General features: G+C 66.9%; 33 protein-coding genes and 1 tRNA gene. 15 read left to right on the top strand and 19 right to left on the bottom strand.

The features are described from left to right. Positions 1-14 precede the first annotated feature (14 nt). From VG566_RS17570 to dxs, 5 genes are all read left to right on the top strand, one after another. The gene (locus VG566_RS17570) at positions 15-566 is read left to right on the top strand and encodes a lipocalin family protein (protein ID WP_049405026.1); all 552 of its coding nucleotides are present in this window, start codon (positions 15-17) and stop codon (positions 564-566) included. Between the two features lie 165 nt (positions 567-731). After that, complete coding sequence (locus tag VG566_RS17565) at positions 732-1,208, top strand: LEA type 2 family protein (RefSeq protein ID WP_014647826.1); 477 nt, start codon at positions 732-734, stop codon at positions 1,206-1,208. Positions 1,209-1,272: 64 nt separating this feature from the next. Then, positions 1,273-3,063: an acyl-CoA dehydrogenase C-terminal domain-containing protein gene (locus tag VG566_RS17560; RefSeq protein ID WP_049405024.1), complete on the top strand. Its 1,791-nt coding sequence runs from the start codon at positions 1,273-1,275 to the stop codon at positions 3,061-3,063. Positions 3,064-3,477: 414 nt separating this feature from the next. Beyond that, positions 3,478-4,143: an HNH endonuclease gene (locus VG566_RS17555; protein WP_032956174.1), complete on the top strand. Its 666-nt coding sequence runs from the start codon at positions 3,478-3,480 to the stop codon at positions 4,141-4,143. 105 nt (positions 4,144-4,248) lie between these two features. Beyond that, positions 4,249-6,156, top strand: a complete 1,908-nt coding sequence (gene dxs / locus VG566_RS17550; RefSeq protein WP_032956193.1) for a 1-deoxy-D-xylulose-5-phosphate synthase — start codon at positions 4,249-4,251, stop codon at positions 6,154-6,156. A 139-nt stretch (positions 6,157-6,295) separates the two neighbouring features. Here dxs and VG566_RS17545 read toward each other — a convergent pair whose 3' ends face one another. The 3 genes from VG566_RS17545 to VG566_RS17535 all read right to left on the bottom strand — a co-directional run bounded on the left by VG566_RS17545 (position 6,296) and on the right by VG566_RS17535 (position 7,575). Continuing rightward, positions 6,296-6,499, bottom strand: coding sequence for a hypothetical protein (locus VG566_RS17545; RefSeq protein ID WP_005417823.1), 204 nt, complete (start codon positions 6,497-6,499; stop codon positions 6,296-6,298). A 174-nt stretch (positions 6,500-6,673) separates the two neighbouring features. Further along, positions 6,674-7,237: a DUF3011 domain-containing protein gene (locus tag VG566_RS17540; RefSeq protein ID WP_032956176.1), complete on the bottom strand. Its 564-nt coding sequence runs from the start codon at positions 7,235-7,237 to the stop codon at positions 6,674-6,676. 131 nt (positions 7,238-7,368) lie between these two features. Beyond that, a complete protein-coding gene (locus VG566_RS17535; RefSeq protein ID WP_032956178.1) occupies positions 7,369-7,575 on the bottom strand; it encodes a hypothetical protein in 207 nt (68 codons plus the stop codon). 402 nt (positions 7,576-7,977) lie between these two features. Here VG566_RS17535 and VG566_RS17530 point away from each other — a divergent pair, with 402 nt between their 5' ends. The 4 genes from VG566_RS17530 (at position 7,978) to VG566_RS17515 (ending at position 9,515) form a co-directional block, all read left to right on the top strand. Beyond that, a complete protein-coding gene (locus tag VG566_RS17530) occupies positions 7,978-8,259 on the top strand; it encodes a hypothetical protein (RefSeq protein ID WP_032956180.1) in 282 nt (93 codons plus the stop codon). Positions 8,260-8,271: 12 nt separating this feature from the next. Next, positions 8,272-8,505 (top strand): DUF1653 domain-containing protein, encoded by a 234-nt coding sequence (locus VG566_RS17525; RefSeq protein ID WP_053495097.1) that lies wholly within the window; start codon positions 8,272-8,274, stop codon positions 8,503-8,505. A 91-nt stretch (positions 8,506-8,596) separates the two neighbouring features. Beyond that, positions 8,597-9,169, top strand: coding sequence for a TetR/AcrR family transcriptional regulator (locus VG566_RS17520; protein ID WP_046431777.1), 573 nt, complete (start codon positions 8,597-8,599; stop codon positions 9,167-9,169). Positions 9,170-9,182: 13 nt separating this feature from the next. Further along, the gene (locus VG566_RS17515; RefSeq protein WP_014647841.1) at positions 9,183-9,515 is read left to right on the top strand and encodes an SMR family transporter; all 333 of its coding nucleotides are present in this window, start codon (positions 9,183-9,185) and stop codon (positions 9,513-9,515) included. Positions 9,516-9,537: 22 nt separating this feature from the next. Here VG566_RS17515 and VG566_RS17510 read toward each other — a convergent pair whose 3' ends face one another. Beyond that, the gene (locus tag VG566_RS17510) at positions 9,538-9,711 is read right to left on the bottom strand and encodes a DUF1328 domain-containing protein (protein WP_005417836.1); all 174 of its coding nucleotides are present in this window, start codon (positions 9,709-9,711) and stop codon (positions 9,538-9,540) included. A gap of 94 nt (positions 9,712-9,805) precedes the next feature. Continuing rightward, entirely contained in the window at positions 9,806-10,447 is a 642-nt protein-coding gene (locus tag VG566_RS17505) for a LysE family translocator (RefSeq protein ID WP_014647842.1), read from the bottom strand. Positions 10,448-10,609: 162 nt separating this feature from the next. Here VG566_RS17505 and VG566_RS17500 point away from each other — a divergent pair, with 162 nt between their 5' ends. Next, positions 10,610-11,302, top strand: a complete 693-nt coding sequence (locus tag VG566_RS17500; RefSeq protein WP_241884340.1) for an aspartate/glutamate racemase family protein — start codon at positions 10,610-10,612, stop codon at positions 11,300-11,302. 12 nt (positions 11,303-11,314) lie between these two features. Here the strand turns inward: VG566_RS17500 and VG566_RS17495 are convergent, their stop codons facing one another. Next, on the bottom strand, positions 11,315-11,710 hold the full coding sequence (locus VG566_RS17495; RefSeq protein ID WP_032956187.1) for a hypothetical protein: 396 nt from the start codon (positions 11,708-11,710) through the stop codon (positions 11,315-11,317). A gap of 241 nt (positions 11,711-11,951) precedes the next feature. On the opposite strand from VG566_RS17495, the gene VG566_RS17490 reads away from it, so the two are divergent. Next, on the top strand, positions 11,952-12,467 hold the full coding sequence (locus VG566_RS17490; protein ID WP_164165695.1) for a DUF3011 domain-containing protein: 516 nt from the start codon (positions 11,952-11,954) through the stop codon (positions 12,465-12,467). A gap of 86 nt (positions 12,468-12,553) precedes the next feature. Then, entirely contained in the window at positions 12,554-13,003 is a 450-nt protein-coding gene (locus VG566_RS17485; protein WP_032957620.1) for a GNAT family N-acetyltransferase, read from the top strand. Here the strand turns inward: VG566_RS17485 and VG566_RS17480 are convergent. The 11 genes from VG566_RS17480 to thrS form a co-directional block, all read right to left on the bottom strand. Then, entirely contained in the window at positions 12,982-13,323 is a 342-nt protein-coding gene (locus tag VG566_RS17480; protein ID WP_049405016.1) for a low molecular weight protein tyrosine phosphatase family protein, read from the bottom strand. The genes VG566_RS17485 and VG566_RS17480 overlap by 22 nt on opposite strands. Beyond that, positions 13,320-13,520 (bottom strand): hypothetical protein, encoded by a 201-nt coding sequence (locus VG566_RS17475; RefSeq protein ID WP_014647847.1) that lies wholly within the window; start codon positions 13,518-13,520, stop codon positions 13,320-13,322. The genes VG566_RS17480 and VG566_RS17475 overlap by 4 nt, the downstream gene beginning before the upstream one ends. 117 nt (positions 13,521-13,637) lie before the next feature. Next, positions 13,638-13,714, bottom strand: a tRNA-Pro gene (locus VG566_RS17470). A 68-nt stretch (positions 13,715-13,782) separates the two neighbouring features. After that, positions 13,783-14,139, bottom strand: coding sequence for a MerR family transcriptional regulator (locus VG566_RS17465; protein WP_005410431.1), 357 nt, complete (start codon positions 14,137-14,139; stop codon positions 13,783-13,785). Continuing rightward, entirely contained in the window at positions 14,120-14,419 is a 300-nt protein-coding gene (locus tag VG566_RS17460) for an integration host factor subunit alpha (RefSeq protein ID WP_005410432.1), read from the bottom strand. The genes VG566_RS17465 and VG566_RS17460 overlap by 20 nt, the downstream gene beginning before the upstream one ends. Positions 14,420-14,446: 27 nt before the next feature. Then, the gene (gene pheT / locus VG566_RS17455) at positions 14,447-16,828 is read right to left on the bottom strand and encodes a phenylalanine--tRNA ligase subunit beta (RefSeq protein WP_100450407.1); all 2,382 of its coding nucleotides are present in this window, start codon (positions 16,826-16,828) and stop codon (positions 14,447-14,449) included. An 87-nt stretch (positions 16,829-16,915) separates the two neighbouring features. After that, entirely contained in the window at positions 16,916-17,911 is a 996-nt protein-coding gene (locus tag VG566_RS17450) for a phenylalanine--tRNA ligase subunit alpha (protein ID WP_005417865.1), read from the bottom strand. A 193-nt stretch (positions 17,912-18,104) separates the two neighbouring features. Further along, positions 18,105-18,464 carry a 50S ribosomal protein L20 gene (gene rplT / locus VG566_RS17445; RefSeq protein ID WP_005410435.1) on the bottom strand — a complete coding sequence of 120 codons (360 nt, stop codon included), beginning with the start codon at positions 18,462-18,464 and terminating at the stop codon, positions 18,105-18,107. Positions 18,465-18,475: 11 nt separating this feature from the next. Then, positions 18,476-18,673, bottom strand: a complete 198-nt coding sequence (gene rpmI / locus VG566_RS17440) for a 50S ribosomal protein L35 (RefSeq protein WP_005410436.1) — start codon at positions 18,671-18,673, stop codon at positions 18,476-18,478. A gap of 266 nt (positions 18,674-18,939) precedes the next feature. Further along, complete coding sequence (infC, locus tag VG566_RS17435) at positions 18,940-19,482, bottom strand: translation initiation factor IF-3 (protein WP_079222586.1); 543 nt, start codon at positions 19,480-19,482, stop codon at positions 18,940-18,942. Positions 19,483-19,530: 48 nt separating this feature from the next. Next, positions 19,531-21,432 (bottom strand): threonine--tRNA ligase, encoded by a 1,902-nt coding sequence (gene thrS / locus VG566_RS17430; RefSeq protein WP_032957627.1) that lies wholly within the window; start codon positions 21,430-21,432, stop codon positions 19,531-19,533. Positions 21,433-21,861: 429 nt separating this feature from the next. Between thrS and VG566_RS17425 the strand changes: the two genes are divergently transcribed. From VG566_RS17425 to VG566_RS17415, 3 genes are read left to right on the top strand one after another with little or no spacing between them, the layout of a single operon-like run. Beyond that, the gene (locus tag VG566_RS17425) at positions 21,862-22,158 is read left to right on the top strand and encodes a hypothetical protein (RefSeq protein WP_005410439.1); all 297 of its coding nucleotides are present in this window, start codon (positions 21,862-21,864) and stop codon (positions 22,156-22,158) included. Further along, complete coding sequence (locus VG566_RS17420; RefSeq protein ID WP_032957460.1) at positions 22,158-22,421, top strand: hypothetical protein; 264 nt, start codon at positions 22,158-22,160, stop codon at positions 22,419-22,421. Before VG566_RS17425 ends, VG566_RS17420 begins: the two co-directional genes overlap by 1 nt. A gap of 10 nt (positions 22,422-22,431) precedes the next feature. Then, a complete protein-coding gene (locus VG566_RS17415; RefSeq protein WP_241884339.1) occupies positions 22,432-23,991 on the top strand; it encodes a PepSY-associated TM helix domain-containing protein in 1,560 nt (519 codons plus the stop codon). 24 nt (positions 23,992-24,015) lie between these two features. Here VG566_RS17415 and VG566_RS17410 read toward each other — a convergent pair whose 3' ends face one another. Further along, positions 24,016-24,420 (bottom strand): VOC family protein, encoded by a 405-nt coding sequence (locus tag VG566_RS17410; RefSeq protein WP_032957457.1) that lies wholly within the window; start codon positions 24,418-24,420, stop codon positions 24,016-24,018. 97 nt (positions 24,421-24,517) lie between these two features. Beyond that, positions 24,518-25,708: a glycoside hydrolase family 18 protein gene (locus VG566_RS17405; RefSeq protein WP_049405013.1), complete on the bottom strand. Its 1,191-nt coding sequence runs from the start codon at positions 25,706-25,708 to the stop codon at positions 24,518-24,520. Positions 25,709-25,921: the final 213 nt, after the last annotated feature.

Genomic DNA, 25,921 nt, shown 5'->3' with positions numbered 1-25,921 from the left:
CCTGGAGCCTGCCGATGCATCTGCGCCCCGCCCTGCTCGCCTGCCTGCTGCTGGCCGCCTTCCCGGTGATCGCCACTGAACCGGTGCGCGCGGTCGAGCACCTGGACATTGATCGCTACGCGGGCCAATGGCACGAGATCGCGCATCTTCCAGTCTCGTTCCAGAAGCAGTGCGTGGGCGACATCACCGCCAACTATGGCCTGCGCCGCGACGGCCGCATCAGCGTCACCAATGCCTGCCGCAAGGGTGACGGCGAGCGCGTGGTCGCCGAAGGCGTGGCACGCCCGGTGGCCGGCCATCCCGGGCAACTGCAGGTGCGCTTCGTCCCCGACTGGCTGAGCTGGGCGCCCCTGGTCTGGGCCGACTACTGGGTGCTGGCGCTGGACCCGGACTATCAATGGGCCCTGGTCGGCGAACCCGGCCGCAAGTATCTGTGGATCCTCTCGCGCCTGCCGGAGATGGAGCGCGATCGGTTCGAACAGTTGAAAGCCAAGGCCGAGTCTATGGGGTACGACCTCGGGCCACTGCGCCTGATGGCCCCGCTGCGCGATCCCGCGGCCGACTGAACCGCTTCGCATCCGGCGCATCGTGCGCGCGCCATCCGGCGTTGTGCATGCCCGACCGCCATCTTCACGCGCTACCCTCTGCGGACGGGTCGCTCCGGGCGATCCATAAAACCATACGCCGTAGTATGCTTACCCCAACGCACCCCCTCCAGAGGACTTGCGCCCATGCTCCACCGCTTCCGTACCGCCTTGATCGTCCTGTGCACCCTCGCCCTTGTTGCCTGCAGCAACGGCATCGTCAAGCGTGTTTCGGAACCGGCGGCCAGCCTGCAGCAGCTGACCGTGCGTGCCGACGGCAACTGGACCGTGGCCCTGCGCCTGCAGAACTTCAGCTCGATGCCGATGACCTTCGATGATGTCTCACTGGCGCTGACCGTCGGCGACAGCGATGCCGGCACCCTGCAGGTCAAGCCCGGCATCTCCATCGGCGGCACCTCCGCCGACGTCATCAATGTCGACCTCGTGCCCAGCTCGACCGCGCGCCTGGTGGTGGCCGACGCGCTGGCCAGCAACCGCACCCTGGCCTACGCCCTGAAGGGAACGGTGGCGGCCACGCCGCAGGAAAAGAAGCAGCGCAGCTTCGACATCAGCAGCCGCAGCACCCTCAACCAGGCCCCCGGCCTGCCCGGCGTGCTGCGCTGAACCCGCCTTTCGTCGCGGCGCCCGGCGCCGCTCCCCTCTGCCCTGATCAAATCGAGACGTACCGATGAGCAGCTACACCGCCCCGCTTTCCGACCTCCGTTTCGCCCTGCACGACGTGCTCAAGGTCGAACCCCTGTTCGCCCGCCTCGGCTTCACCGACGCCACCGCCGACGTGGTCGATGCCGTGCTGGAGGAAGCCGGCCGCTTCAGCGCCACCGTGCTGGCCCCGCTCAACAGCGTCGGCGACGAGATCGGCTGCGTACTCGACCAGGCCACCGGTGAAGTGACCACCCCGCCCGGCTTCAAGCAGGCCTACGACCAGTTCGTCGATGGCGGCTGGACCGGCCTGACCGCCTCGCCGGAGCTGGGCGGCCAGGGCCTGCCGCACACCCTGGGGGTGCCGCTCAACGAAATGATCAACGCCGCCAACCTGGCGTGGGGCAACTTCCCGCTGCTCTCGCACGGCGCCATTGAAGCGCTGAAGCAGCACGGCGAGGCGTGGCAGCACGACGCCTTCCTCAAGCCGCTGATCGAAGGCCGCTGGACCGGCACGATGTGCCTGACCGAGCCGCACTGCGGCACCGACCTGGGCCTGCTCAAGACCAAGGCCGAGCCGAACGCCGACGGCAGCTACTCGATCACCGGCACCAAGATCTTCATCACCGCCGGCGAGCACGACCTGACCGGGAACATCGTGCACCTGGTGCTGGCCAAGCTGCCCGACGCCCCTCCGGGCGCCAAGGGCATCTCGCTGTTCGTCACCCCGAAGTTCAAGGTCGACCGCGATGGCAACGTCGGCGAGCGCAATGCACTGCGCTGTGGCTCGATCGAACACAAGATGGGCATCAAGGGGTCGGTCACCTGCGTGATGAACTTCGATGGTGCGCAGGGTTACCTGGTCGGCCAGCCGCACAAGGGCCTGCAGGCCATGTTCACCATGATGAACACCGCGCGCCTGGGTGTCGGCCTGCAGGGCATCGGCCTGTCCGAGCGCGCCTACCAGAACGCACTGAAGTACAGCCGTGAGCGCCTGCAGTCGCGCGCCCTGAGCGGCGCCAGGTTCCCGGACAAGCCGGCCGACCCGATCCTGGTCCACCCGGACGTGCGTCGCATGCTGCTGACCGTGAAGTCGCTGGTCGAAGGCAGCCGCCTGCTGGCGCTGCATGCCGCCACCCTGATCGACATCGCCCACCACGCCGAGGATGCCGCCGAGCGCGAGCGCGCCGACACCCTGGTAAGCTTCCTGACCCCGATCTCCAAGGCCTGCCAGACCGAATGGGGCATCGAGAACACCTACAACGCCCTGCAGTGCTTCGGTGGCCACGGCTACATCCGCGAGCACGGCATGGAGCAGCTGGCCCGAGATGCACGCATCACCACGCTGTATGAAGGCACCACCGGCATCCAGGCGCTGGACCTGATCGGCCGCAAGACCGCATCCAGCCAGGGCGCCGGCCTGAAGCTGATGCTGGCCGAGATCGAAGCCTTCGCCAAGGAACACGAGGGCAACGAAGCGCTGGCCGAGTTCATCGGCCCGCTGCGCGCCAAGGCCGCCGAATGGGGCAAGCTGACGATGGACGTGCTGCAGCGCGCGGCCGCCAATCCCGACGAACTGGGCGCGGCCAGCTACGACTACCTGTTCTATTCGGGTTACGTGGTGCTGGCCTACTGGTGGGCCCGCAGCGTGGCCGCCGCCGATGCCAGCGCGCACGGCGCCGCCTTCGCCCAGGGCAAGCGCGAGACCGCACGGTTCTACTTCGCCCGCGTGCTGCCGCGCACCCTCAGCCACGCCGCCGCGATCCAGGCCGGCGCCGCGCCGCTGATGGCCATGGACGACGAGCGCTTCGGCGCCTGAGCCGGGCTTCGCCCGGCACCCGCGGTAGTGCCGGCCGCTGGCCGGCAACCGCAACAGCCGGCTTCCTGCGGGATGGCGAGGTGGGTCCAATTGCGGGGGACGGCGCACGCCACCGGACCCACCCCGCCTTCGACAGATTTCCGCTGCTGTAGATCCACGCCACGCGTGGATGAGAACCCCTGAAATCCTTCTGGAGAAGAGCCCCCTTTTGTTAAAGGGGGCGCGCCGACAGGCGCGGGGATTAGGAAGAATGCGCGGGCAACCCAGCGCGCCGACGGCGGGCTGGGTTGCTAAAGGGGGCGCGCCGAAGGCGCGGGGGATAGGAGGAATGCGCGGACCTGAATCTTGCGATTTGGGTTTCGCCCTCCGGGCGATACCCAAATCGCAATGATTCAGGTATAAGCTGTTCTCCCGATGGAGACAGACACTACACGCTTGGGTCTGATCGAAGCCGGAGCTCCGTTTTCTGCTCCGGGCGCCGAAGCATCGCCCAACGCCACGACGCTGCATCGCCCCGGTTCGGTCCGGCTGCTCTCGCTTGATGCCCACGGACGCGTACTGGACTGGATCACCTGGCAGGACGCGGCCTGCCTCTACGCCCGCGAGGCGGTGGCCTGGACGCTCGGCGACCCCTGCCTGCACATCCACGGCGGCACCAACCGTTTCAGCGGCCTGCAGAGCGGCATGGACCTGCACCCGATCATCGCCGCCCGCGGCCACGCCCGCTCCCGTGCGATCGACCCGACGCCGAACCTGACCAACCAGGCCCTTTTCGCCCGCGACGCCCATCTGTGCATGTACTGCGGCCAGCAGTTCAGCCGCCCCACGCTCACCCGCGACCACGTCATGCCGCTGTCCAAGGGCGGCCTGGACTGCTGGGAAAACGTGGTCACCGCCTGCTTCCACTGCAATTCGCGCAAGAGCGACCGCACCCCGCAGCAGGCCGGCATGCCCCTGCTGGCAGTGCCCTACCGGCCCAGCTGGATCGAGCACCTGATCCTGTCCAACCGCAACATCCTGGCCGACCAGATGGCCTTCCTGAAGGCGCAATTGCCCAAGCGCTCGAAACTGAGCACCTGAACGCCTGAAAATGCAACCCTCACCGTCCTGTCACGGACGGCGGCGTTTGCTTGCCCCACCCCCGTTTGAGGGCGAAAATGGGCGTTCAGAAAAAGTGCGAACATGATGATCGACTCTGCCCGCTATCCCCGCCTCGCGCGCATCCAGACGCCGGATGACCTGCGCACGTTCGACGAATCCGAATTGAGGGCGGTTGCCGACGAACTGCGCGCCTACCTCATTGAATCGGTGGGCAAGAGTGGCGGCCACTTCGCCGCCGGCCTGGGCGTGATCGAGCTCACCGTGGCCCTGCACTACCTGTACCAGACACCGCACGACCAGCTGGTCTGGGACGTCGGCCATCAAACCTACCCGCACAAGATCCTGACCGGCCGCCGCGACGAAATCCACACCGTCAAGCAGAAGGACGGCATCGCGCCGTTCCCGAAGCGCGAGGAAAGCGAGTACGACACTTTTGGTGTCGGCCACTCCTCGACCTCGATCTCGGCCGCACTGGGCATGGCCATCGCCCGCCAGTCCGAAGGCGACGACCGCAAGATCGTGGCGGTGATCGGTGACGGCGCGATGACCGCCGGCATGGCGTTCGAAGCGCTGATGCACGCTGGCGGCATGGAGCCGGAGCCGAACCTGCTGGTGATCCTCAACGACAACAACATGTCGATCTCCGAGGCCGTGGGCGGCCTGACCAAGATGCTGGGCCGCGCCACCGGCAGCCGCACGCTCAACGCGCTGCGCGAAGGCGGCAAGAAGATTCTCGGTGACAAGAAGAACAATCCGGCACGCTTCGTGAAGCGCTGGGAAGAACACTGGAAGGGCATGTTCGTGCCTTCCACGATGTTCGAGGAAATGGGCTTCCACTACACCGGCCCGATCGACGGCCACGACATGCCCGCCCTGCTGTCCACGCTGAAGACGCTGCGCGCCTCCAAGGGCCCGAAGCTGCTGCATGTGATGACCACCAAGGGCAAGGGTTACGAGCCGGCCGAGGGCGACCAGATCGGTTACCACGCCGTGGGCCCGTTCGATCCGGACAAGGGCCTGGTGGCCAAGGCCGGGGCCAAGAAGCCGACCTACACCGATGTATTCAGCGACTGGCTGTGCGATGCCGCCGCCGCCGAGCCGCGCCTGTACGGCATCACCCCGGCGATGCGCGAAGGCTCCGGCCTGGTGCGTTTCAGCAAGGAATACCCGCAGCGCTATTTCGACGTTGCGATTGCTGAGCAGCATGCGGTCACCCTCGCCGCTGGCATGGCTACCCAGGGTGGCAAGCCGGTGGTGGCGATCTACTCGACCTTCCTGCAGCGCGCGTACGACCAGCTGGTACATGACGTGGCGATCCAGGACCTGGACGTGCTGTTCGCGATTGACCGCGCCGGCGTGGTCGGCCCGGACGGTGCGACCCACGCCGGCAACCTCGACCTGAGCTTCCTGCGCTGCGTGCCGAACCTGGTGGTGATGGCACCGTCCAACGAAGCCGAGTGCCGGCAGATGCTAAGCACCGGCCTGCAGCACCCGGGCCCGGCCGCCGTGCGCTACCCGCGCGGCACCGGCACCGGCGTTGCAGCCGGCACCGACCTGTCGACCCTGCCGATCGGCAAGGGCGAACTGCGCCTGCAGGGCAGCCGCATTGCCCTGCTCGCCTTCGGCAGCACCGTGGCCGCCGCCGAGCAGGTCGGTCGCGAACTGGGCCTGAGCGTGGTCAACATGCGTTTCATCAAGCCGCTGGACCGCGAGCTGGTGCTGGCTGTCGCCGCCCAGCACGAGGGCCTGGTGACGATCGAAGACAACGTGGTGGCCGGTGGCGCCGGCTCCGGTGTTGGTGAACTGCTCAATGCCGAAGGTGTGCTGCGTCCGATCCTGCACCTGGGGCTGCCCGACAGCTACCAGCACCATGCCAGCCGCGAAGACCTGCTGGCCGAAGCCGGCATCGACGCCGCCGGCATCCGCGCTGCTGTGCTCAAGCGCTGGCCGCAGCTCGCCGCAGGTACCCCGCCGCTCAGCGCGGCAGGCTGAGGCCGATCACCACCCGGTAGATCCACACAGGGCGCAATGGGCGCGGACAGCGTCCGCACCCTCCAGGCTCGAAACGCGCAGATCCACGCCATGCGTGGATGATGGAATTCCGGGTGCCTGCCTTGGCAGGCACCCGCGCTCAGCCGTAACTGACCGCTTCGACGAACGCGCCGCTGGCTTCCACGCGCACGGCCGCACGCTGACCGGTGTCGACAAAGTGCAGGCGGGCCAGAGTCTCGGCGAAGTCGTAGGCGCGGGCGCCATCGCGGAACTCGATCGGCTCCGGCCGGTCCGGATGCAGCACGCGCCACTGGCGCTGTTCGCATTGCAGGCGGATCAACATGCAGCTCACTCCTTGAGACAGCGTATCGACGGCGGAGGGATGCCCATGCCGGTTATGGCACACGGCACCGCTGGAATTCAGGGCATGCAACATGCCCTGATCGCAGACAATACGGCGTTCAAAATGTGAGCTGTATCAGATTATTCTGATTTTCATGGGCTGGACCCGTAAAGGTCAGTTCACCTGGAACTGCGCCCGGCAGCCATCACTCACCCAGATGCCGCGGCGATCCCAGCCCCAGCTCTGGCCTTCGATGCAGGCGCTGCGTGAGTCCTGGCGGATCAGGCGCACGCCCCGGCGGATGCGCGCATCGCAGTACTCCTGCCGATGTCCATTGGAATGGCAGGTGACCACATCGCCGCCGCCCCATCCGTTGCCATTGCCATTGCCCCAGCCGCCACCATTGCCACCCCAGCCGCCACCGCGGCGATATTCACCGACGAATTCGGCACGGCACCCCTGCGTGACCCAGACGCCGTTGCGCGACTGGCCCCAGGTCTCACCTTCCACACAGGGCGAACCGGACAACTGGCGGATCAACCGCGCGCGGCCGTCCAGGCGGCACTCATTGCTGCGATTCTTGACCGACTCGCAGCGCACGATGCCACTGCCATCGCGGCCACCATAGCGGTCGTCGTCATAGCCGTAGCCATAGCTCTGCGCCTGGGCGCCGCCGGCCGCCGCCAGCATCGGCAACAGGGTGCAGGCCAGGGTGCGCCAAGTGAGTGCCTTGCCCATCGAGATCTCCAGATGAATACGATGGCGCAAGCATCCGGGATTCACGGCCCGGCGCACAGAGGGGAGCGCAACGGCAGTTTTTCCCCATTCAAACAACGCAACCGGACCTGACTGCGTCACGGTTGCTGGCGTCACTCTCCGACGTGAAGCGCGTCTACCGTATTGCCAAGCGCCGCGACCCGCACCGTGCTGCGCTGGCCGGTGCGGCGGTGATGCTCCAGGGCCAGCGCGGCGGCGGCGTCAAAGGCGTCGGCGCCACGTGCGTAGCGGGTGGCCTCGCGTGCCTGCGGGTGCAGTACGGACCAGCGCTGGGCAGTGCATTGGACGGTGATGACCATGGGGAGGCTCCTGCGGATAGAGGGTGCGGTGGCAGGCAGACGTGCCGCTCGCCGTTACACCATCAGGCTAGCGACCGCCTCCGGAATGGCCTATCAGATTTGTACGAAAAGTCCGCGCCAGTGCGTCAGAACCCCACCCTCATCACATCCCTGAGTCCGTTTAGCTCGTTCATTCCGTGATCCTTGTCACGGAGTCAGCTGGGCTTCACACTACCATCATCAACAGGGGCCCCTTCCACATGCGCACCTTCTTCTCGCACCAGCGTTCGACGTTGCTGAAGTTCTATTTCGTGGCCAGCTATCTGATTCTGATCGAAGAGTTGGTCCGCGCCGCCGTGCATTGAGCGCTTGCTGACGGGCTATTTGCGACAGAAAATGTTGCTTTACGCACGGAGCTCGCGCATGAAGGTGCTTCTTCTGATTCCAGCGCTGCTGGTTCTGGCCGCATGCGCGAGCCCGGACAATGCAGCCCCGCGTGCCGACGGCAAGCCTTCGACCACCACGCCGAGGGTAGGCGGCGATCGCGACGCGCACGGCTGCATCGGCTCGGCCGGCTACCAGTGGTGCGAGCACAGCCAGCGCTGCGAGCGGCCCTGGGAGCTGGCACAGGCACACGGCCTGGCCAACAACGCCGAGGCCATCGACGCGTACTGCGCCACGCCCGCCAGCCCGGCGCGCAAGTGAGCACGACCCGTCATGGCTGAGCTGAGTCCCCTGCCCGACCTCGCCCGTGGCCGGTATCGCCACTTCAAGGGCGGCGAATACGAAGTGATCGACATCGTCCGCAGCAGCGAGACGCTGGAGCCATTGGTGCTGTACCGCGCACTCTACGGCGAAGGTGGCCTGTGGGTACGCCCCTACCCGATGTTCGTCGAGCAGATCCCAGGCAAACACGGCCCGCAGGCGCGTTTCGCACGCATCGACGATTGATCCGGCTCCCACCGGGCGGTGGCCGATGGTCGCGCCGGTGACGCGATCCGGCTGCGGTACAATCATACCGTCCAGTCGGTTTCTTCCCATCATGTCCTCCCCCCCTCCCCGCTCGCGGCGCAAAGCGCCCGACAGCGTGCGCCAGTCATTGCTGCACGCCACCATTGCCGTGATTGGCCAGCACGGGCTGGCGGCACTGACCGTGCAGGATGTCGCGCGCGTGGCCGGGGTCAGCAAGGGCGCGTTGTTCCACCATTTCAGCAGCAAGCAGGCACTGGTCGATGAAGCCATCGGCGCACTCATCGGCGAATTCGAGGCGCGTGTGCGCGCGCTCCTGCAGGACGGCACGCCCGGCCACGGCTGCTTCAGCCGCGCCTATGTGCGGGCCAACTTCGAGCACCTGCTGCAGCAGGAACAGGACAACGACATCGGCCTGACCCTGGGCAACCTGATGGAGCCGGCCCTGCTGGCGCACTGGCGCGACTGGAAGCGCGCGATGCTGGCCGAGTTCCCCGGCGAAGCCGGCGATCCGCGCCTGTACGCGGCACGCTGCGCGGCCGATGGCTATTGGGCCACCGCCTATGGTCGGCCGCTGGACGAAGCAGAGCGCCTCAATGCGCTGGCGATGGCCGAGCAGGCCCTCAAGCTGTGCGACCCGCAGTGACCCGGAGCCCGCGATGAACCCCTATATCTACCTGGCCGCCGCCATCGTGCTGGAAGTGATTGCCACGTCGCTGCTGAAGGCCTCGGACGGCATGAGCCGGCTGTGGCCGACACTGGGCGCGCTGGTCGGCTACGGGCTGTGCTTCTACCTGCTGTCGGTCACCATGAAGTCGGTGCCGACCGGCATCGCCTATGCGATCTGGTCCGGCGTCGGCATCGTGCTGATCTCGCTGATCGGCCTGGTGGTGTTCAAGCAGCGGCTGGATGCAGCTGCGCTGGCCGGCATCGCGCTGATCTGCGCCGGCGTGCTGGTGATCAACCTGTTCTCGCGCAGCAGCGCGCACTGAACACGCTGCTGCGCGACAGGTGCTAGCTGACCTTCTTCGCCACGCTCATGCCGATCAGGAACAGCACCACGGCAATGATGATGCCGGCCCAGAACAGGAACTTGGCGATGCCCACAGCGGCACCGGCGATGCCGCCGAAGCCCAGCACGCCGGCGATGATGCCGATGATGGCGAAAATGATGGCCCACTTGATCATGTCAGTCCTTACCCCGCAGGGAACGCAAACGGTGTGATCAGGCTAGGCCGCAGCCGATGCGGCAATCGTGAAAAGGCCGCGTGTGCGGCGTGAATCAGCGCGGCCGGAAGCGCAGCAGCGCCACCGCGAAGGCCAGGAACACGCTTCCCACCAGCCGCTCGAACCAGCGCCGTGCGAATGGCTTTGCAAGCCAACGACGCAGGCCGTGGCCACCGGCGGCGTACATCACGTACCAGAACAGTTCGCAGGCCGCGAAGGTCGCCACCAGCACGCTGTACTGCACGGCCTGGCTACGCGACGGATCAACGAACTGCGGCAGGAACGCCGCGGCGAACAACAACAGCTTGGGGTTGCTCAAGCCAACCCACAGGCCGCCACGGAATACCGTCGCTGCGCCATGTACCGGCGCCAGTGTGACCTCGGCAGCATCGGCCACCGCGGGTGCCGGGCGGCAACTGTCACGCCACGCCTTGATGCCAAGCCAGGCCAGGTAGGCCACACCGAGATAGCGCAGCACTTCGAACAGCATCGGCGAGGAGTGCAGCAACGCGCTCAGGCCCGCAGCGGATGCGGCCAGCACCAGCAGCATCGCCAGCAGGCAGCCGGCCATGGCCGGCACGCTGCCACGGAACCCCAGCCCGACGCTGCGCCCGAGGATGTGCAGCATGTTCGGCCCGGGCGTCCCGCACAGCACGAAGACCGTGGCCAGGAACCACCACCAGGTATGCAGGGCCATTGCCGGTTTCCACTTCAGAAGACGGCACCAGCATAGGGCACCCATGCAGGACGCGGCACATACAGCGGGCGGTGGATGCGACGGTTACAGATGCCGGCGCCCGTGCACGGCAGCGCCACTGCCATCTGTGCTGCAATGGCCGTCTCTGGCTTGGAGCAGTGCATGAAGACCCTTGGCCTGATCGGCGGCATGAGCTGGGAAAGCTCGGCGCAGTACTACCGGCTCATCAACGAGGCGGTGCGGCATCGCCTCGGTGGCGCGCATTCGGCGCAACTGCTGCTGTGGTCGGTGGATTTCGCCGGCATCAAGCAGCTGCAGCACGACGGCCAATGGGATCTGCTGGGCAACCACATGCTCGATGCTGCACGGCGGCTGCGGGCCGGTGGCGCCGAGCTGCTGGTGATCTGCACCAACACCATGCACACGCTGGCCGGCCGGATCGAAGCCGGATGCCCGCTGCCCCTGCTGCATATCGCCGACCCGACCGCCGCGGCGATCCTGCAGGCCGGCATCCGCAAGGTGGGACTGCTCGGCACCGCCTTCACCATGGAGCAGGCGTTCTACCGCGACCGGCTGCAGGACCGCTTCGGGCTGGAGGTACTGGTTCCGGAGGCCGATGATCGCCGCAGCGTGCACGACATCATCTACCAGGAGCTGATCTGCGGCGTGGTCAGCGAGCATTCGCGGCAGGCATACGCCGGCGTGATCGCGCGCCTGGTTGCACGCGGCGCCGAAGCGATCATCCTCGGCTGTACCGAAATCATGTTGCTGGTCCGCGCCGAGGACAGCCCGGTGCCGCTGTTCGACACCACCACCCTGCACGCCCTGGCGGCGGTGGATGCGGCACTGGCCTGACCCTGCGCGCTGTCAGTCTTCGCCCTGCACTTCCAGTGCGGTGATCAACCAGTCGACCACGGCCTGCGAATCACACAGGAAGAAGATGGCATCGCCCGAACGCGCCTCGGTCAGCAGCCGATAGACGGTAATCGCCACTGCCGACTGGTTGGCGATGAATACCTCCGGGCTGCGCGGTCCCTCGCTGTGGCCGGCCACGGCATGCAGCGCCTTGCGCGCAGCCACGGTGGCGGGCGGGTCCGCGCTGCGGGCCAGTTCCGGCCCGCGCAGGCCCCACGCAATGAACACATGCTTGCCCTTGAACGTGGTGTCCAGGACACGCACCTGCCCGGCCTCTGCGCCAGCCGAGCGATGAATGACGGTACTGCTGATCAACGCAACCCCCTGTGGTCGTCGTGGTCCGCGCATCCTCCTCCACACGCCGGCTGCACGCCAGTGACGGCAGCCACAGGCTGGGCCGGCAAGCGTGGGAGAGATGTAAGAAGGTGTAAGCCGATGCGATCGGATGTGCCGCGATGATAAGGGATGTAAGGCTCTGCATGGGCCGGTGCACACTACTAAATCCCCACTGAGCCAACGCCGGAACGATCCGTTCCGATGGCCCCGGGCTGGTCCATTCTTGCGGCCCGTTCCCCTGCCGAGGCCCCCCATGACCCATCGCCTGCTGCTGCCGATTGCCCTCCCCACCCTGGCCCTGCTGCTGGCCGCCACCAGGGTGGCCGCCCAGGATTACGACAGCGATCCCATTGCGCCGCTGCGCTGCGAATCGCAGTTCAACAAGACCCAGCAGTGCCCGATCGAAGGCCGCATGCGCCTGGCCAGGCAGCTGTCGGTCACTCGCTGCGTAGAGGACCAGAACTGGGGCCAGAGCCGCCGCATGCTCTGGGTCACCGACGGCTGTCGCGCCGAGTTCGTGGCCGACGGACAGGGACGCGGCCGCTGGCCGGGGCGCGGCCGGGACCGTGACCGCGATGACGATGGCGAGCGCCTGGTCTGCGAGTCCTACGAGCAGAAGGACAAGGAATGCCGCATCCGTGTGCGCCACGAGGTACGCCTGGTCAAGCAGAAGTCGGTGACACCGTGCGTCGAGGATCGCAACTGGGGCTGGGACCGCCGCGGCGTGTGGGTCAGCGACGGCTGCCGTGCCGAGTTCCGTGTGTATTGACTGCCGACCACACGCTGGCTGTGGCGGATGCGCAGACACGGCCGACGCGATCGATAGACTGGGCGCACCCAGCCCAGGAGCCTTCGATGGTGCCGCCCGATCCCTCCTCGACGATGTTGCACATCCGCGAGGCAATGCCCGCCGACGTTTCCGCGTTGATCGCGCTCGACAGCGTTGCGGTCCACGATCCGCAACGCGCACGGCAGATCAGCGACTGGCAGGCCCGTGGTGGCATGCACGTGGCCGAATGGGCCGGTCAGCTGGCCGGTTACCTGGTCATCCACCATCACTTCTTCGGCGAAGCCTTCGTCGAGATGCTGATGGTGGCGCGCGAACAACGCAGCCAGGGCGTCGGCGCCGCCCTGCTGCGCCATGCCATCGCGCTGCACGGCCACGGCAGGCTGTTCACTTCGACCAATGCTTCCAATACCGGCATGCAACGCCTGCTCGCCGCTTCGGGTTTCATCGACAGCGGCATCGTGCACGGATTGGACGAAGGCGATCCGGAGCTGCTCTACCGCTTTGCCGGCAGCTGATCGAGATACGTGGCCACCTTGGCGTCCAGCAGGTCCATCAACAGCGGATCCATGCAGCGATAGTCGTCGGGGATATCCAGGCAATGCAGGCGCTTGTATTCCAGCAGGCGCGCATACGCGGCCTGCAGGCGATGCTGGTGCTTGGCCTCCATCACGAAAATGACATCGGCCCAGCGGATATCCGCCGGGCCGATGAGGCGTCGTGCATGCGGGCTGGTGCCGGCCGACAGCGCAGCGAAGCCGGGTCGCCGTCGCCACATGGCTTCGGCGGTCGGGCTGCGCAGCTGGTTGCGGCTGCAGACGAACAGCAGGTTGATCATTCCTGTTCCTGCAGTTGGCGGGCGCTGAGGACCGGATAGGTGAAGCCCAGCTGGCGTGCGCGCGCGAGCTTGGCATCGCGCGTATACAGCAGCTTCCAGTTCTTCTCGGGCTTGTAGCTGTAGGCGGTCGTGGCGCGGTCGCCACCACGGTTGCGAGCCTGGCTGCGACGCCAGGCACGGTTTCTTGCAGAATCCATGATGTGTTCTCGTGAGTACCGGGTTCAGCAGCCGCGGTAGTACGAGTGGCGCGCAGCATACACCGCACGCACAAAAAAGCCCACGCATCGCTGCGCGGGCTTCTTGATTCATCACAGTGGTCGGGACGGCCGGATTCGAACCGACGACCCTCTGCCCCCCAGGCAGATGCGCTACCAGGCTGCGCTACGCCCCGACTGATGCTGCGATGTGCCCGCCACTGCGGCGGGCCGTGAAGTATAGCGGATTACGATGGAAATGGGATCAGCGGCGCAGCAACTGCAGCACTTCTTCCAGCTCCATGCGCACCTGCTTGATGATCTGGTTGCTCAGCGCCGATTCCTCGCGGGCATCGGGGCCGTCCAGACGCAGGCGTGCACCACCGATCGTGTAGCCCTGTTCGTACAGCAGGCTGCGGATCTGCCGCACCATCAGCACGTCGTGGCGCTGGTAGTAGCGGCGGTTGCCTCGGCGCTTGGCCGGCTCAAGGCTGGGAAACTCGGTTTCCCAGTAGCGCAGGACATGCGGCTTGACGTCGCACAGCTCACTGACTTCACCGATGGTGAAGTAGCGCTTGGCCGGGATCGGCGGTAGTTCGCGGTTACTGCCCGGATCCAGCATAAGCTTCCACCCTCTCCTTGAGCTTCTGGCCCGGACGGAAGGTGACCACCGTACGGGCGGAAATCGGAATTTCCTCGCCGGTCTTGGGGTTGCGACCCGGGCGCTGGTTCTTGCGCCGCAGATCGAAATTACCGAAGCCCGACAGCTTCACCTGACGTCCCTGTTCCAATGCTTCACGCAGCACATCGAAAAACGCGTCGACGAATTCCTTGGCTTCCCGCTTGTTCAGACCGACTTCGTCGAACAGCTTTTCCGCCATCTCCGCCTTGGTCAATGCCATTGCCTGCTACCCCCGAGTGCTGCCCGCTCAGCCGCGGATCCGGGCGTGGTGTTCACGCTCGATGGCAGTGACCGCCTCGGCCACCACCGCATCCACGTCGCGGTCCGTCAGAGTGCGCGACTTGTCCTGCAAAATCAAGCCCATAGCGAGACTCTTGAATCCCGGCTCGACGCCCTGGCCGACGTAACGGTCGAACAGGTTCAGGTCGCGCAGCAGCGGGCCGGCGGCCTGGCGGACGGTGGCCGCCAGATCGGCCCAGGCCACCTGTTCAGGCACCAGGAATGCCAGGTCGCGACGCACCGCCGGGAAGCGCGACAGTTCGCCGGCGCGCGGCAGTCGGCGGGCGGTCAGCGGCTCCAGGTCCAGCTCGAAGGCGTAGACGTCGGCTTCGATATCCATCGCCCGGGTCAGGCGCGGGTGGATCTGGCCGATCCAGCCGATCGCCACGCCATCGCGGAACACCTCGGCCGAACGCGCCGGGTGGCCGTAGGCGCGGACGGACGGGCGGAACTCCAGTTGCGCGCCACTGGCGGCCGCCAGCGATTCCAGGTCGCCCTTCAGGTCATGGAAGTCGACCTTGCGGGTCGGCAGGCCCCACTGCACCGCCTGCGCCTCACCGCAGACCGCAGCGGCCACGCGCGGGGTTTCCAGCGGTGCCGGCTGGCCGTCTCCGGCCTGCTGGGCGAACACGCGGCCGAGCTCGAACAGACGCACGCGGCCCAACTGGCGGGCGGCGTTGCGGCCCAACGTGGCGACCAGGCCCGGCAGCAGCGACGGGCGCATCACCGCCAGTTCGGCCGACAGCGGGTTGGCCAGCGGCACCAGGCCGTCGCGCAGCTGCCACTGGGTCAGCAGCGCGTCGTCGACGAAGGCGAAATTGACGGTTTCCTGCTGGTCACGGGCGATCAGCTGGCGGCGCACGCTCAGCGCGTCCAGCTGGGTCTCGCTCGGCATCGCCACGCGCGAGGCACCGCCCGGCAGCGTGGTCGGGATCTGCTCGTAACCGTGGATGCGGGCCAGCTCTTCGATCAGGTCTTCTTCGATGGCGATGTCGAAGCGGCGGCTCGGCGCGACCACCTGCCAGCCGTCGGCGGCGGCGACCACGTCCATGCCCAGCGCGCGCAGGATGCGCTCGACTTCCGCATCGTCGATGGTGATGCCGAGCACGCGGGTGATGCGGGCGCGGCGCAGCACGATGGTCGCCGGGTGCGGCAGATCGGCTTCACGCACGGCCTCGGTGACCGGTGCCGGGGTACCGCCGGCCAGGTCCAGCACCAGGCGGGTGGCGTACTCGATCGCGGTGCGCGGCAGCGCCGGATCGACGCCGCGCTCGAAGCGATGACCGGCATCGGTGTGCAGGCCAAGCTTGCGGCCACGACCCATGATCGCGGCCGGCGCGAAGTGCGCGGCTTCCAGGAACACGGCGGTGGTCGCGTCGGTGACGCGGGTGTCGAAGCCGCCCATCAGGCCGGCCAGGCCGACCGCGCGGTCAGCGTCGGTGACCACCAGGAAGCTGTCGTCCAGCGCAGCATCGCGGCCGTCCAGCAGCTTCAGCGTCTCGCCCGCGCGCGAACGCCGCACGGCGATGCTGCCCTGCAGGGTGCCCAGGTCGTAGGCGTGCATCGGCTGGCCCAGCTCCAGCATCACATACTGGGTGATGTCGACCAGCAGCGAGACCGGACGCACGCCACTGCGGCGCAGGCGCTCGGCCATCCACAACGGGGTCCTGGCGGCAGCATTGACGCCTTCGATGACACGGCCCAGGTAACGCGGCGCTTCGGCGCCGGCGTCGAGCTGGATGCCCAGCTCACGGCTGCCGACTGCCGGAATGGCGTCGGCAGCGAAGTCCAGCACTTCACTGCGGGTGGCGGCGGCGACGTCGTAGGCGATGCCGCGCAGGCTGAAGCAGTCGGCGCGGTTCGGGGTCAGCTTGATCTCGATGCTGGCATCCGGCAGGCCCAGGTACGCGACCAGGGTCTGGCCGACCGGTGCGTCGTCGGGCAGTTCCAGCAGGCCGGAAGCATCGTTGTCCAGGCCCAGTTCCTTGGCCGAGCACAGCATGCCGTTGGACTCGACGCCACGCAGCTTGGCCGGCTTGATCTTCAGCTCGCCGATCTGCGCACCGACCATCGCCAGCGGCGCGACCAGGCCCGGGCGCGCGTTCGGGGCGCCGCACACGATCTGCAGCAGTTCGCCCTGCCCGGCATCAACCCTGCACACCTGCAGGCGATCTGCTTCCGGATGGCGCACCGCATCGACGATGCGTGCCACGACCACGTGGTCGAGGCCTTCGCCCAGCGCGGTCACGTCTTCCACTTCCAGGCCGATGGCGGTCAGCACTGCACTCAGTTCATCGCGCGAAGCGCTGGTCGGGACGTGGCTGCGCAGCCAGTTTTCGGAGAATTTCATGGTGTCATCCTGGTGGGCCCGGCGCATGCGCCTGGGCCTGCGAATTTGGGAGCAGCCGAGCATGGCTCGGCCCTACACGGTTGCGGCTTACGCGAACTGTTTCAGGAACCGCACGTCGTTCTCGAAGAACGCACGCAGGTCGTTGACGCCGTAGCGCAGCATTGCAAAGCGCTCCACGCCCATGCCGAAGGCGAAGCCGGTGTAGCGCTCCGGATCGATGCCGACGTTGCGCAGCACGTTCGGATGGACCATGCCGCAGCCCAGCACTTCCAGCCAGCGGGTGCTGCCATCGGGCTGCTGCCAGGCGATGTCCACTTCCGCGCCCGGCTCAACGAACGGGAAATAGCTGGGGCGGAAGCGCATTTCGAAATCGCGCTCGAAGAAGGCGCGCACGAACTCGGCCAGCGTGCCCTTCAGGTCGGCGAAGGTCGAATGCTCGTCCACCAGCAGGCCTTCCACCTGATGGAACATCGGCGAATGGGTCTGGTCGCTGTCGCTGCGGTACACCTTGCCGGCGGCGATCATGCGCAGCGGCGGCGCGTGGTCACCCATGTAGCGCACCTGCACGCCGGAGGTGTGCGTGCGCAGCAGGCGGCCGTCGCCGAAGTAGAAGGTGTCGTGCATGGCGCGCGCCGGATGGTGCGGCGGGAAGTTCAGCGCCTCGAAGTTGTGCCAGTCGTCCTCGATCTCCGGCCCTTCCGACAGCTCGTAGCCCAGCCGGCCGAAGATGCCGGTGATGCGCTCCAGGGTGCGGGTGATCGGATGCAGGCCGGCGCGGTCGCCGTTGCGACCCGGCAGGGTGATGTCGATGGCTTCGGCGGCCAGGCGTGCATCCAGTGCCGCATCTTCCAGCAGCGCCTTGCGCTCGCCGAGCGCGCGGGTCAGCGCGTCGCGGGCTTGGTTGATCGCTTCACCGGCGGCCTTGCGCTCGTCGGCCGGCAGGGCGCCGAGCTGCTTGAGCTGCGAGGTGATGCTGCCACTCTTGCCAAGCAGGGCCACGCGCAGCTGTTCCAGCACGTCGGGGCTCTGTGCGGCGGCCACATCGGCCAGCGCCTGGGTGGTGAGGGATTGGATGTCGCTCATGGGGGGCCGGAACTCCAGTCGATCTGCCATCGCGATGCGCGAAGGGCCGACCCCTGTCGCCACCGCCGTCCCCGCGCTGCCGCCATGGCCTCGCCGGGACCCAAAAAAGAATGGGGAAGGACTTGCGCCCTTCCCCATGCATTGCCTTGACCTGACACCGTTCCGGATGAACGGTTACGGCATCGGGAAGGACTTATGCCGCCAGCGCGCCCTTGGCCTTTTCGGCCAGCGCAGCAAAACCGGCTGCGTCGTGCACGGCGATGTCAGCCAGGACCTTGCGGTCCAGGGTGATGCCGGCCTTCAGCAGACCGTTCATGAAGCGGCTGTAGCTCAGGCCGTTGATGCGGGCAGCCGCATTGATACGGGTGATCCACAGCGAACGGAAGTTGCGCTTCTTCTGCTTACGGCCGATGTAGGCGTACTGCTGTGCCTTGATGACCGCCTGCTTGGCGACGCGGAAGACCTTGCGGCGGGCGTTGTAATAGCCCTTGGCGAGATCCAGAATCTTCTTGTGGCGGCGACGCGCCTGTACGCCACGCTTAACTCGTGCCATTTTTCAGTTCCTCAGAGGTAAGGGAGCATGCGGTCCAGACGGCCTGCGTCTTCTGCACGGACATGGCCCGTCTGACGCAGATTACGCTTACGCTTGGTCGCTTTCTTCGTGAGGATGTGGCTACGGTTGGCGTGGCCGCACTTGTACTTGCCCGAGGCGGTCTTGCGGAAACGCTTGGCCGCTGCCCGGTTGGTCTTGATCTTGGGCATTGCAATGTCCTTGATGGGATTTGACCCTGGTTTCTGACTGATCTGGCGGCGGCCTGGGCCGCTCTTTCCGTCCTGCCATGATCGGCGTACGACCCGTCCTGGGTGGGTCGAGCCGGGCATGATACAGGCAAAACCGCCCTGCCACCAGCCCCAGCACCTCTTGCGCCGGCATTTCACCGGCATCCTGCAAACGCAAAGGGACGCCAGTGGCGTCCCCTTACCCTGAACCATTCAGCCAGGCGCCCCGGAAGGCGGCCCGTCAGGCCTCAGGTCTTCTTCTTCGGCGCGATCATCATGACCATCTGACGCCCTTCCAGGCGCGGACGGGATTCAATGACGATGTCCTCGCCCAGATCGGTCTCGATCCGGTTGGCCATTTCGCGACCCAGTTCCTGGTGGCTCATTTCACGGCCACGGAAACGGATGTTGACCTTGATCTTGTCGCCTTCTTCAAGGAACCCGCGCATCTTGCGCAGCTTGATCTGGTAGTCGCCCTCGTCCGTGACCGGACGGAACTTCACTTCCTTGATCTCGACCTGCTTGGTCTTCTTCTTGGCCTCGCTGGCCTTCTTCTGCGCTTCGAACTTGAACTTGCCGAAGTCCATGATCTTGCAGACCGGCGGATCGGCCTGCGGCTGGATTTCGACCAGGTCCAGGCCTTCATCTTCGGCCATGGACAGCGCTTCGTCGCGCGACAACACGCCGATCATTTCTCCGTCACTGCCGATCACGCGGACGCGCGGCACACGGATTTCCTGATTCTTGCGGTTCTGTTTGTTGTCAGGGGTGCTGATATTACGTTCTCCCAAGGGTATCGAACCGGTCCGGGTGCCTGTGCGCCCGGACCGGACCTTTGCTTACGCGCCCTCGGCCTGGAGCCGCTCGATGAAGGCCTGCAGGCTCATGCTGCCCAGGTCTTCGCCAGAACGCGTACGCACCGCCACAGCCCCATTTTCCTTCTCGCGGTCACCAATGACCAGCAGGTAGGGCACGCGCTGCAACGTATGCTCGCGGATTTTATAGCCGATCTTCTCGTTACGCAAATCCGAGCTGACGCGGAAGCCTTGCTCCGCAAGGGTTTTGGTCACGCCCGAGACGTAGTCGGCCTGGGCGTCGGTGATGTTGGCCACCACCACCTGGGTCGGCGCCAGCCAGGCCGGGAACTGGCCGGCGTGGTGCTCGATCAGGATGCCCAGGAAGCGCTCCATCGAGCCGACGATGGCGCGGTGCAGCATGACCGGATGCTTCTTCTGGCTGTTCTCATCCACGTACTCGGCGCCCAGGCGGCCCGGCATCATGAAGTCGACCTGCATGGTGCCCAGCTGCCAGGTACGGCCGATGGCATCCTTCAGGTGGTACTCGATCTTCGGGCCGTAGAAGGCGCCCTCGCCCGGCAGCTCCTGCCATTCCACGCCACAGGCGGACAGCGCCGAACGCAGTGCGCCCTCGGCCTTGTCCCAGGTGGCGTCGTCGCCCAGGCGCGATTCCGGACGCAGCGCGATCTTGATCTGGATCTCGTCGAAGCCGAAGTGCTGGTAGACCGCCAGCGCCTGCTGGTGGAACGCGGTCACTTCCGATTCGATCTGGCTCTCGGTGCAGAACACATGGCCGTCGTCCTGGGTGAAACCACGCACGCGCAGGATGCCGTGCAGCGCGCCGGACGGCTCGTTGCGGTGGCAGGAACCGAACTCACCGTAGCGGATCGGCAGGTCGCGGTAGCTGTGCAGGCCCTGGTTGAACACCTGGATGTGGCCCGGGCAGTTCATCGGCTTGACCGCGTAGGTGCGCTTCTCCGACTCGGTGAAGAACATGTTGTCCTGGTAGTTGTCCCAGTGGCCGGACTTCTTCCACAGGCTCACGTCCAGGATCTGCGGGCAGCGCACTTCGCCGTAGCCGCTGCTGCGGTAGACCTTGCGCATGTACTGCTCGACCACCTGCCACAACGCCCAGCCCTTCGGGTGCCAGAACACCAGGCCCGGCGCCTCTTCCTGCAGGTGGAACAGGTCCTGCTGCTTGCCGATGCGGCGGTGGTCGCGCATCTCGGCTTCCTCGATGCGCTTGATGTACGCCTCGAGCTGCTTCTTGTCGGCCCAGGCGGTGCCGTAGATGCGCTGCAGCTGTTCGTTCTGCGCATCGCCGCGCCAGTAGGCGCCGGAGATGCGGGTCAGCTTGAAGGCCTTCAGGAAGCGCGTGTTCGGCACGTGCGGGCCGCGGCACATGTCCACGTATTCCTGGTGGTAGTACATGCCCATCGCCTGGATGTCGTCGGACATGTCCTCGATCAGGCGCAGCTTGTAGTCCTCGCCACGGGCCTTGAAGATCTCGATCACTTCGGCGCGCGGCGTCATCTTCTTGATGACGTCGTAATCCTGGGCGATCAGCTCACCCATGCGCTTCTCGATCGCGGCCATGTCGTCCGGGGTGAACGGGCGCTCGGAATAGATGTCGTAGTAGAAGCCCTCGGCGATCACCGGGCCGATCACCATCTTCACGTCCGGGTACAGCTGCTTGACGGCGTGGCCGACCAGATGGGCGCAGGAGTGGCGGATGATCTCCACGCCCTCCTCGTCCTTGGCGGTGATGATGCGCAGGCTGGCATCGTGGTCGATGACGTCACTGGCATCGACCAGCACGCCATCGACCGAGCCGGCGATGGTGGCCTTGGCCAGGCCGGCACCGATCGACTGGGCGACGTCCATGACGCTGACGGGGTTTTCGAACTCGCGGCGGCTGCCGTCGGGAAGGGTAATGTTGATCATCGCATTGGCTTCGTGCGGGGCCCGCTGGGCGGGCTGGAAAGCGTTCCCGGGCCATTGCCCGGGCAATAAAAAAGCGCCGCGAGGGCGCCTGGAACACAGGGCCTTCGGGGGCAGGTCAACAGTGGGCGGTGGTAGTGCTCATGTCGCACGCTCGGCCGGCGCTGGGCGCGGGCCACCTTGTTCCAGTCAGGGTTCTGCGACGATCTTAAACCAGCACACCGGAAAGCCCAAGGCCTACCGTACGGTCCGCTGAATGGTCCTCGCTGGCGGCGTGAAAACGCAATGATTACCATGTCCGCGCAGCCCGCCCCGTGCCAGCCTGCCCGCTTCCCCCCAGGACCTCGTGATGCGCCACCCGCTCCGACCGGCTCCCGCCGGCCCCGCCCGTGCCCCGCGTTCGCTGGCCCGCTGCCATGGCGGCCGCCCGCAATGATCACCGTCGGCCTTTCCACGCTGGGCTTCTGCAGCCTGGGCATGCTGGCAGCGATGTTCTCGGCACTGGCCTTCTATGCCGCCTCGCCGCACTGCCGCTGGCCCCGCCTGCGCCGCGCCGGCCGCCTCGGCCGCCAGATCGGCCTGGTCGCCGCGGCTGCCGCATTGTGGCTGTGGATGGCCGAACTCGGCTTTGCCGCTGGCCTGGTGGCGATGCTGTGCACCTGGATGCTGGCCGCGATGCTGCTGCCGGCACTGGCCGCCTGGCATCGCCCGGGCACGGAGTCGCCCTGATGTGGCCGCGCGCCTTCGCCGGCATCGTGGCCGGCTTCTTGCTGGCCGCGGCCGCGACCGGGCTGGTGACGTGGTTGCCGCCGGGCCCCTGGCAGAACGCGCTGGTGCCCAGCCTGATCACGTTCATCCCGCTGTGGATGCTGGCTGCCCTGTGGGCGTTCAGCTTCCGCAGCGCGCTGCGCGCCTGGGTGACACTGGCCGGCAGCGCTGCGGCCGGCTTCGCCGTGCTGACGCTGCTGCGCCTGACCGGCGCGGTGCAATGAGACTCCGCCCATGAAGTTCAGCTCGCAGACCCTGCGTACGTTCACCACCCTGCACACCTGGGTCGGCCTGGTTGCCGGCTTCGGCCTGTTCGTGGCCTTCTACGCGGGTGCGCTGACCCTGTTCCACCACGACCTGCCGCTGTGGCAGACGCCCGGTGCAGCCACCGCGTTGCCGGCGGGCCTGGACGATGCGCAGTACCTGCTGGAAGACGTGCTGGCGGCACACCCGGAAGCCCGCCGCCACGTCGGCATGACGTTCCCCGGCGCCGAACATCCGCAACCCCTGGCCTACTGGCAGGCCGACGACGGCAGCTGGCGCTATGCCTGGCCGGGCGAGATCGCCGGCAGCCCGACGCCGCCACAGACCGGGCTGGCCGAACTGGTCAACGAACTGCATTACAGCCTCGGACTGCCGGTGGCCGGCATCTACGTGATGGGCATCGTCAGCCTGCTGTATGGCATGGCGCTGCTGAGCGGCCTGGTGATCCACCTGCCGAAGCTGTTCGGCGACCTGTTCGCGCTGCGTCCGGGCCGCAACCTGAAACAACTGTGGCAGGACGCGCACAACGTGATCGGCGTGCTCAGCCTGCCCTTCCACCTGATGTTCGCGGTCACTGGCGCCCTGCTCTGCCTGGTGTTCGTGCAGATGGCCCTGCTCAATCCACTGATCTACGACGGCAAGGCCCTGCAGGCGGTACCGACTGCAATGGACACCGCGCCGGTGCGCGACGCCAGTGGCATCCCGGCACCGCCGGGCAGCCTGCGCCTGCTGCATGCGCGCGCGCTTGAAGTAGCCCGCGCACAGGGCGTGGCCAACTTCGAGCCGGCCTACCTGAAGCTGGCCAACGCCGGCGATGCCAACGCCACGATCGAGATCACGGGCGAATCCACCGGCACACTCGGGCCGCTCGGTTCGGTGGCCCTGGACGTGGCCACCGGCAACGTCCTGGCCTCCCAGCTGCCGGGCCAGCGCGATGCCAACCACGCCACGCTCAGCGCCGCCTATGCCCTGCACTTCGGCGAGTTCGGCAACGGCGTGGTGGTCTGGCTGTACTTCCTGCTCGGCCTCGGCGGTGCGTTCCTGTTCTACTCCGGCAACCTGTTGTGGATCGAGTCGCGGCGCAAGCGTCGCCAGCCGCAACAGCCACGCGCCGGGGTGAACATGGCGCGGGCCACGGTCGGCGTGTGCATCGGCCTGTGCGTGGCGATCTCGGTCGCTTTCATCACCGCGCTGGTGCTGGAGCGGTTGGCACCGTCGGCGGTCGACCATGGCATCCGCTGGGCCTGCTTCGGCAGCTGGGCAGCCTGTGCGCTGTGGGCCGCACTGCGCCGACCCGCGCAGGCGGCGCGCGAGCTGCTGTGGACCGCAGCGCTCAGCACTGCACTGGTGCCGGTCCTGCACGGCGCACTCAATGGTGACTGGCTGTGGCGCGCCGCCGCGCGTGGCCATTGGCCGGTGTTCTGGGTCGATGCCATCGCGCTGGCCATGGCCTTCGGCTTCGCTCGCCTGGCCGTCGCCAGCCAGCGCCGCGCCCGCAACGGCGACCCCAACAGCGTCTGGGCCAACTAAGCCTTCACCCGGCATGGCCCGGCGCTACCGCTGCGGGTGTTCTTCGCCCGGGTAACGACTCACTTCGATCAGGTTGCCATCCGGGTCGCGGAAGTACACCGATTCGATCGGTCCCAGCGCACCGGTACGTGTGGCCGGCCCCTCCTCCACCACGATGGCCTGCGCCTGCAGGTGCGCCAGCACATCGACCATTGCCGTATGCGTGACCAGGCACAGATCGGCACTGCCCGGCGTGGGTCGCAGCGCATGCGGCTGCAGTGGCGCGCTGGCCGGATGCAGGTTGATCTTCTGCTGGCCGAACTGCAGCGCGGTACGGCCAGCGCCGAAGCGCACGACCTGCATGCCGAGCACGCGCTGGTAGAAGTCACAGCTGCGTTCGATGTCGGCGACGGTGAGGACCAGGTGGTCCAGGCGTTCGAGATGGATCATGCCCAAAGCGTAGCGCCGCCGGCGTCGTCGCAATGTGCGGTGTCGGGCCGATGGCGTTGCCGCCTGGCGCCGGGCATGGCCCGGCGCCACCAGTGACTCAATCGCCGATGCGCGCCTTCTGCCACGGGCCGAGCATCGCGTTGAGCAGGCTGGCCTGCTCGTCGTCGCCGGTCAGCTCCCACATGAACACCCCGGCCAGGCCCTGCTCGCGGGCGAACCGGGCACGCAGGCCGATCGAGCGCGGGTCTTCATAGCTGATGAAGATCTTCTGCACGGCGTTGTACAGCCACGGGCTCTGCGCCTGCGGCTGCCAGTGCTTCACCCAACCCGGCTGGTCGAGATAGCGCGCCTTGATCACCCGCCAGTCGCCGGCGTCGGCCGGTGCGCTGTAGGGCTGATACAGGCCATCCGGCGCATCGCCGGTGACCTTGAAGCCGCGCCCATAGAACGGCACGCCCAGCACCAGCTTGTCGGCCGGCACACCGTGCTCGCGGTAGTACTGCACCGCGCCGGCCACGTTGTTCCAGCGCCGCAGCTCCGGCGCCAGCGGATCGGCCGGCACTTCATGCAGGGGCGCATTGAAGGTCGACACCGATGAGAAGCCGGTGCCCATGTCATAGCTCATCAGGTTGATGAAATCGAACACCTTGGCCAGCGCCGGCAGGTCGTAGCTCGCCGCCGGATCATAGGGGCCATCGGTCTGCAGGCGACCGGCGGCCAGCGCGGCGCTCAGCAGCATTGGCTGCCCCACCTTGCGCCCGTGCGCGTCGAGTGCCACGCGGAACGCCTGCGCGAGCCTGGTCAGGTTGGCGCGATCCTGCGGGCGATGCGCCAGCTCCTTCGGCCCGCCACTGACCGGGAACTCCCAGTCGATATCCACGCCATCGAAGCTGCCGGCATGGTGATCGAAGAACAGTGCCATGCATGAGTCCACCAGGCGCTTGCGGCTGGCCTCGGTCAACGCTGCATCGGAGAACCCACCCGCACCCCAGCCACCGATCGAAATCAGCGTGCGCAGGTGCGGATGCGCCTTCTTGAGCTCGGCCAGCGCGGCGAAGTTCTTCGGCGCTTCCGCGCCGACCGCGCAGCGGCCGTCCTCGATGGTGGAGAACGCATAGAACAGATGGGTCAGGCGCTCGGCGGGAATGCTCGACACCGGATAGCGCTCGGCCGAGCCGCCGGGGTAGTAGGCACCGAAGATCGGCGGCGGCGCCGGCGCGGCGCGCGCAGCGATGGGCACGGCACCGGCAATCAGCACGGCAAGGACGGCCACGGTCTGGCGGAACATGGGATCTCCCGGTTCGAAGGCGCCGCCACGTTAGCAAACCGATGTGGCTGCGGGACGGTTGTCGCGGCATGTCGTCCCGTGGACAGGCGTGATCCGCGCAACCGTGACAGAACGATGGCCACGTGGCGGCGCTCACGCACTGCAGCAGGACATGCAGCGACCTGGATGAGCGGCACTGCATGACATCAAGGCAAAGAAAAAGCGGGCCGAAGC

Source organism: Stenotrophomonas sp. CASM114, assembly GCF_049384325.1.
Classification (GTDB): Bacteria; Pseudomonadota; Gammaproteobacteria; order Xanthomonadales; family Xanthomonadaceae; genus Stenotrophomonas; species Stenotrophomonas muris.
Note: the sequence above shows the minus strand (reverse complement) of the source record. Positions and strands in the feature narration are given on the sequence as shown.

Bases quoted from the DNA above. Each gene is read 5' to 3' on its own strand.
- VG566_RS17535 (WP_032956178.1), bottom strand. From the start codon at position 7,575: ATGGTCATCACCGTCCAATGCACTGCCCAGCGCTGGTCCGTACTGCAC.
- VG566_RS17560 (WP_049405024.1), top strand. From the start codon at position 1,273: ATGAGCAGCTACACCGCCCCGCTTTCCGACCTCCGTTTCGCCCTGCAC.
- VG566_RS17555 (WP_032956174.1), top strand. From the start codon at position 3,478: ATGGAGACAGACACTACACGCTTGGGTCTGATCGAAGCCGGAGCTCCG.
- VG566_RS17570 (WP_049405026.1), top strand. From the start codon at position 15: ATGCATCTGCGCCCCGCCCTGCTCGCCTGCCTGCTGCTGGCCGCCTTC.
- pheT (WP_100450407.1), bottom strand. From the start codon at position 16,828: ATGAAATTCTCCGAAAACTGGCTGCGCAGCCACGTCCCGACCAGCGCT.
- VG566_RS17485 (WP_032957620.1), top strand. From the start codon at position 12,554: ATGGTGCCGCCCGATCCCTCCTCGACGATGTTGCACATCCGCGAGGCA.
- VG566_RS17500 (WP_241884340.1), top strand. From the start codon at position 10,610: ATGAAGACCCTTGGCCTGATCGGCGGCATGAGCTGGGAAAGCTCGGCG.
- rpmI (WP_005410436.1), bottom strand. From the start codon at position 18,673: ATGCCCAAGATCAAGACCAACCGGGCAGCGGCCAAGCGTTTCCGCAAG.
- VG566_RS17415 (WP_241884339.1), top strand. From the start codon at position 22,432: ATGAAGTTCAGCTCGCAGACCCTGCGTACGTTCACCACCCTGCACACC.
- VG566_RS17420 (WP_032957460.1), top strand. From the start codon at position 22,158: ATGTGGCCGCGCGCCTTCGCCGGCATCGTGGCCGGCTTCTTGCTGGCC.
- VG566_RS17565 (WP_014647826.1), top strand. From the start codon at position 732: ATGCTCCACCGCTTCCGTACCGCCTTGATCGTCCTGTGCACCCTCGCC.
- VG566_RS17525 (WP_053495097.1), top strand. From the start codon at position 8,272: ATGGCTGAGCTGAGTCCCCTGCCCGACCTCGCCCGTGGCCGGTATCGC.
- VG566_RS17425 (WP_005410439.1), top strand. From the start codon at position 21,862: ATGATCACCGTCGGCCTTTCCACGCTGGGCTTCTGCAGCCTGGGCATG.
- VG566_RS17465 (WP_005410431.1), bottom strand. From the start codon at position 14,139: ATGCTGGATCCGGGCAGTAACCGCGAACTACCGCCGATCCCGGCCAAG.
- VG566_RS17540 (WP_032956176.1), bottom strand. From the start codon at position 7,237: ATGGGCAAGGCACTCACTTGGCGCACCCTGGCCTGCACCCTGTTGCCG.
- VG566_RS17480 (WP_049405016.1), bottom strand. From the start codon at position 13,323: ATGATCAACCTGCTGTTCGTCTGCAGCCGCAACCAGCTGCGCAGCCCG.
- thrS (WP_032957627.1), bottom strand. From the start codon at position 21,432: ATGATCAACATTACCCTTCCCGACGGCAGCCGCCGCGAGTTCGAAAAC.
- VG566_RS17510 (WP_005417836.1), bottom strand. From the start codon at position 9,711: ATGATCAAGTGGGCCATCATTTTCGCCATCATCGGCATCATCGCCGGC.
- VG566_RS17505 (WP_014647842.1), bottom strand. From the start codon at position 10,447: ATGGCCCTGCATACCTGGTGGTGGTTCCTGGCCACGGTCTTCGTGCTG.
- VG566_RS17450 (WP_005417865.1), bottom strand. From the start codon at position 17,911: ATGAGCGACATCCAATCCCTCACCACCCAGGCGCTGGCCGATGTGGCC.
- rplT (WP_005410435.1), bottom strand. From the start codon at position 18,464: ATGGCACGAGTTAAGCGTGGCGTACAGGCGCGTCGCCGCCACAAGAAG.
- VG566_RS17520 (WP_046431777.1), top strand. From the start codon at position 8,597: ATGTCCTCCCCCCCTCCCCGCTCGCGGCGCAAAGCGCCCGACAGCGTG.
- dxs (WP_032956193.1), top strand. From the start codon at position 4,249: ATGATCGACTCTGCCCGCTATCCCCGCCTCGCGCGCATCCAGACGCCG.
- VG566_RS17410 (WP_032957457.1), bottom strand. From the start codon at position 24,420: ATGATCCATCTCGAACGCCTGGACCACCTGGTCCTCACCGTCGCCGAC.
- VG566_RS17530 (WP_032956180.1), top strand. From the start codon at position 7,978: ATGAAGGTGCTTCTTCTGATTCCAGCGCTGCTGGTTCTGGCCGCATGC.
- VG566_RS17515 (WP_014647841.1), top strand. From the start codon at position 9,183: ATGAACCCCTATATCTACCTGGCCGCCGCCATCGTGCTGGAAGTGATT.
- VG566_RS17460 (WP_005410432.1), bottom strand. From the start codon at position 14,419: ATGGCATTGACCAAGGCGGAGATGGCGGAAAAGCTGTTCGACGAAGTC.
- VG566_RS17545 (WP_005417823.1), bottom strand. From the start codon at position 6,499: ATGTTGATCCGCCTGCAATGCGAACAGCGCCAGTGGCGCGTGCTGCAT.
- VG566_RS17490 (WP_164165695.1), top strand. From the start codon at position 11,952: ATGACCCATCGCCTGCTGCTGCCGATTGCCCTCCCCACCCTGGCCCTG.
- VG566_RS17405 (WP_049405013.1), bottom strand. From the start codon at position 25,708: ATGTTCCGCCAGACCGTGGCCGTCCTTGCCGTGCTGATTGCCGGTGCC.
- VG566_RS17475 (WP_014647847.1), bottom strand. From the start codon at position 13,520: ATGGATTCTGCAAGAAACCGTGCCTGGCGTCGCAGCCAGGCTCGCAAC.
- VG566_RS17495 (WP_032956187.1), bottom strand. From the start codon at position 11,710: ATGCGCGGACCACGACGACCACAGGGGGTTGCGTTGATCAGCAGTACC.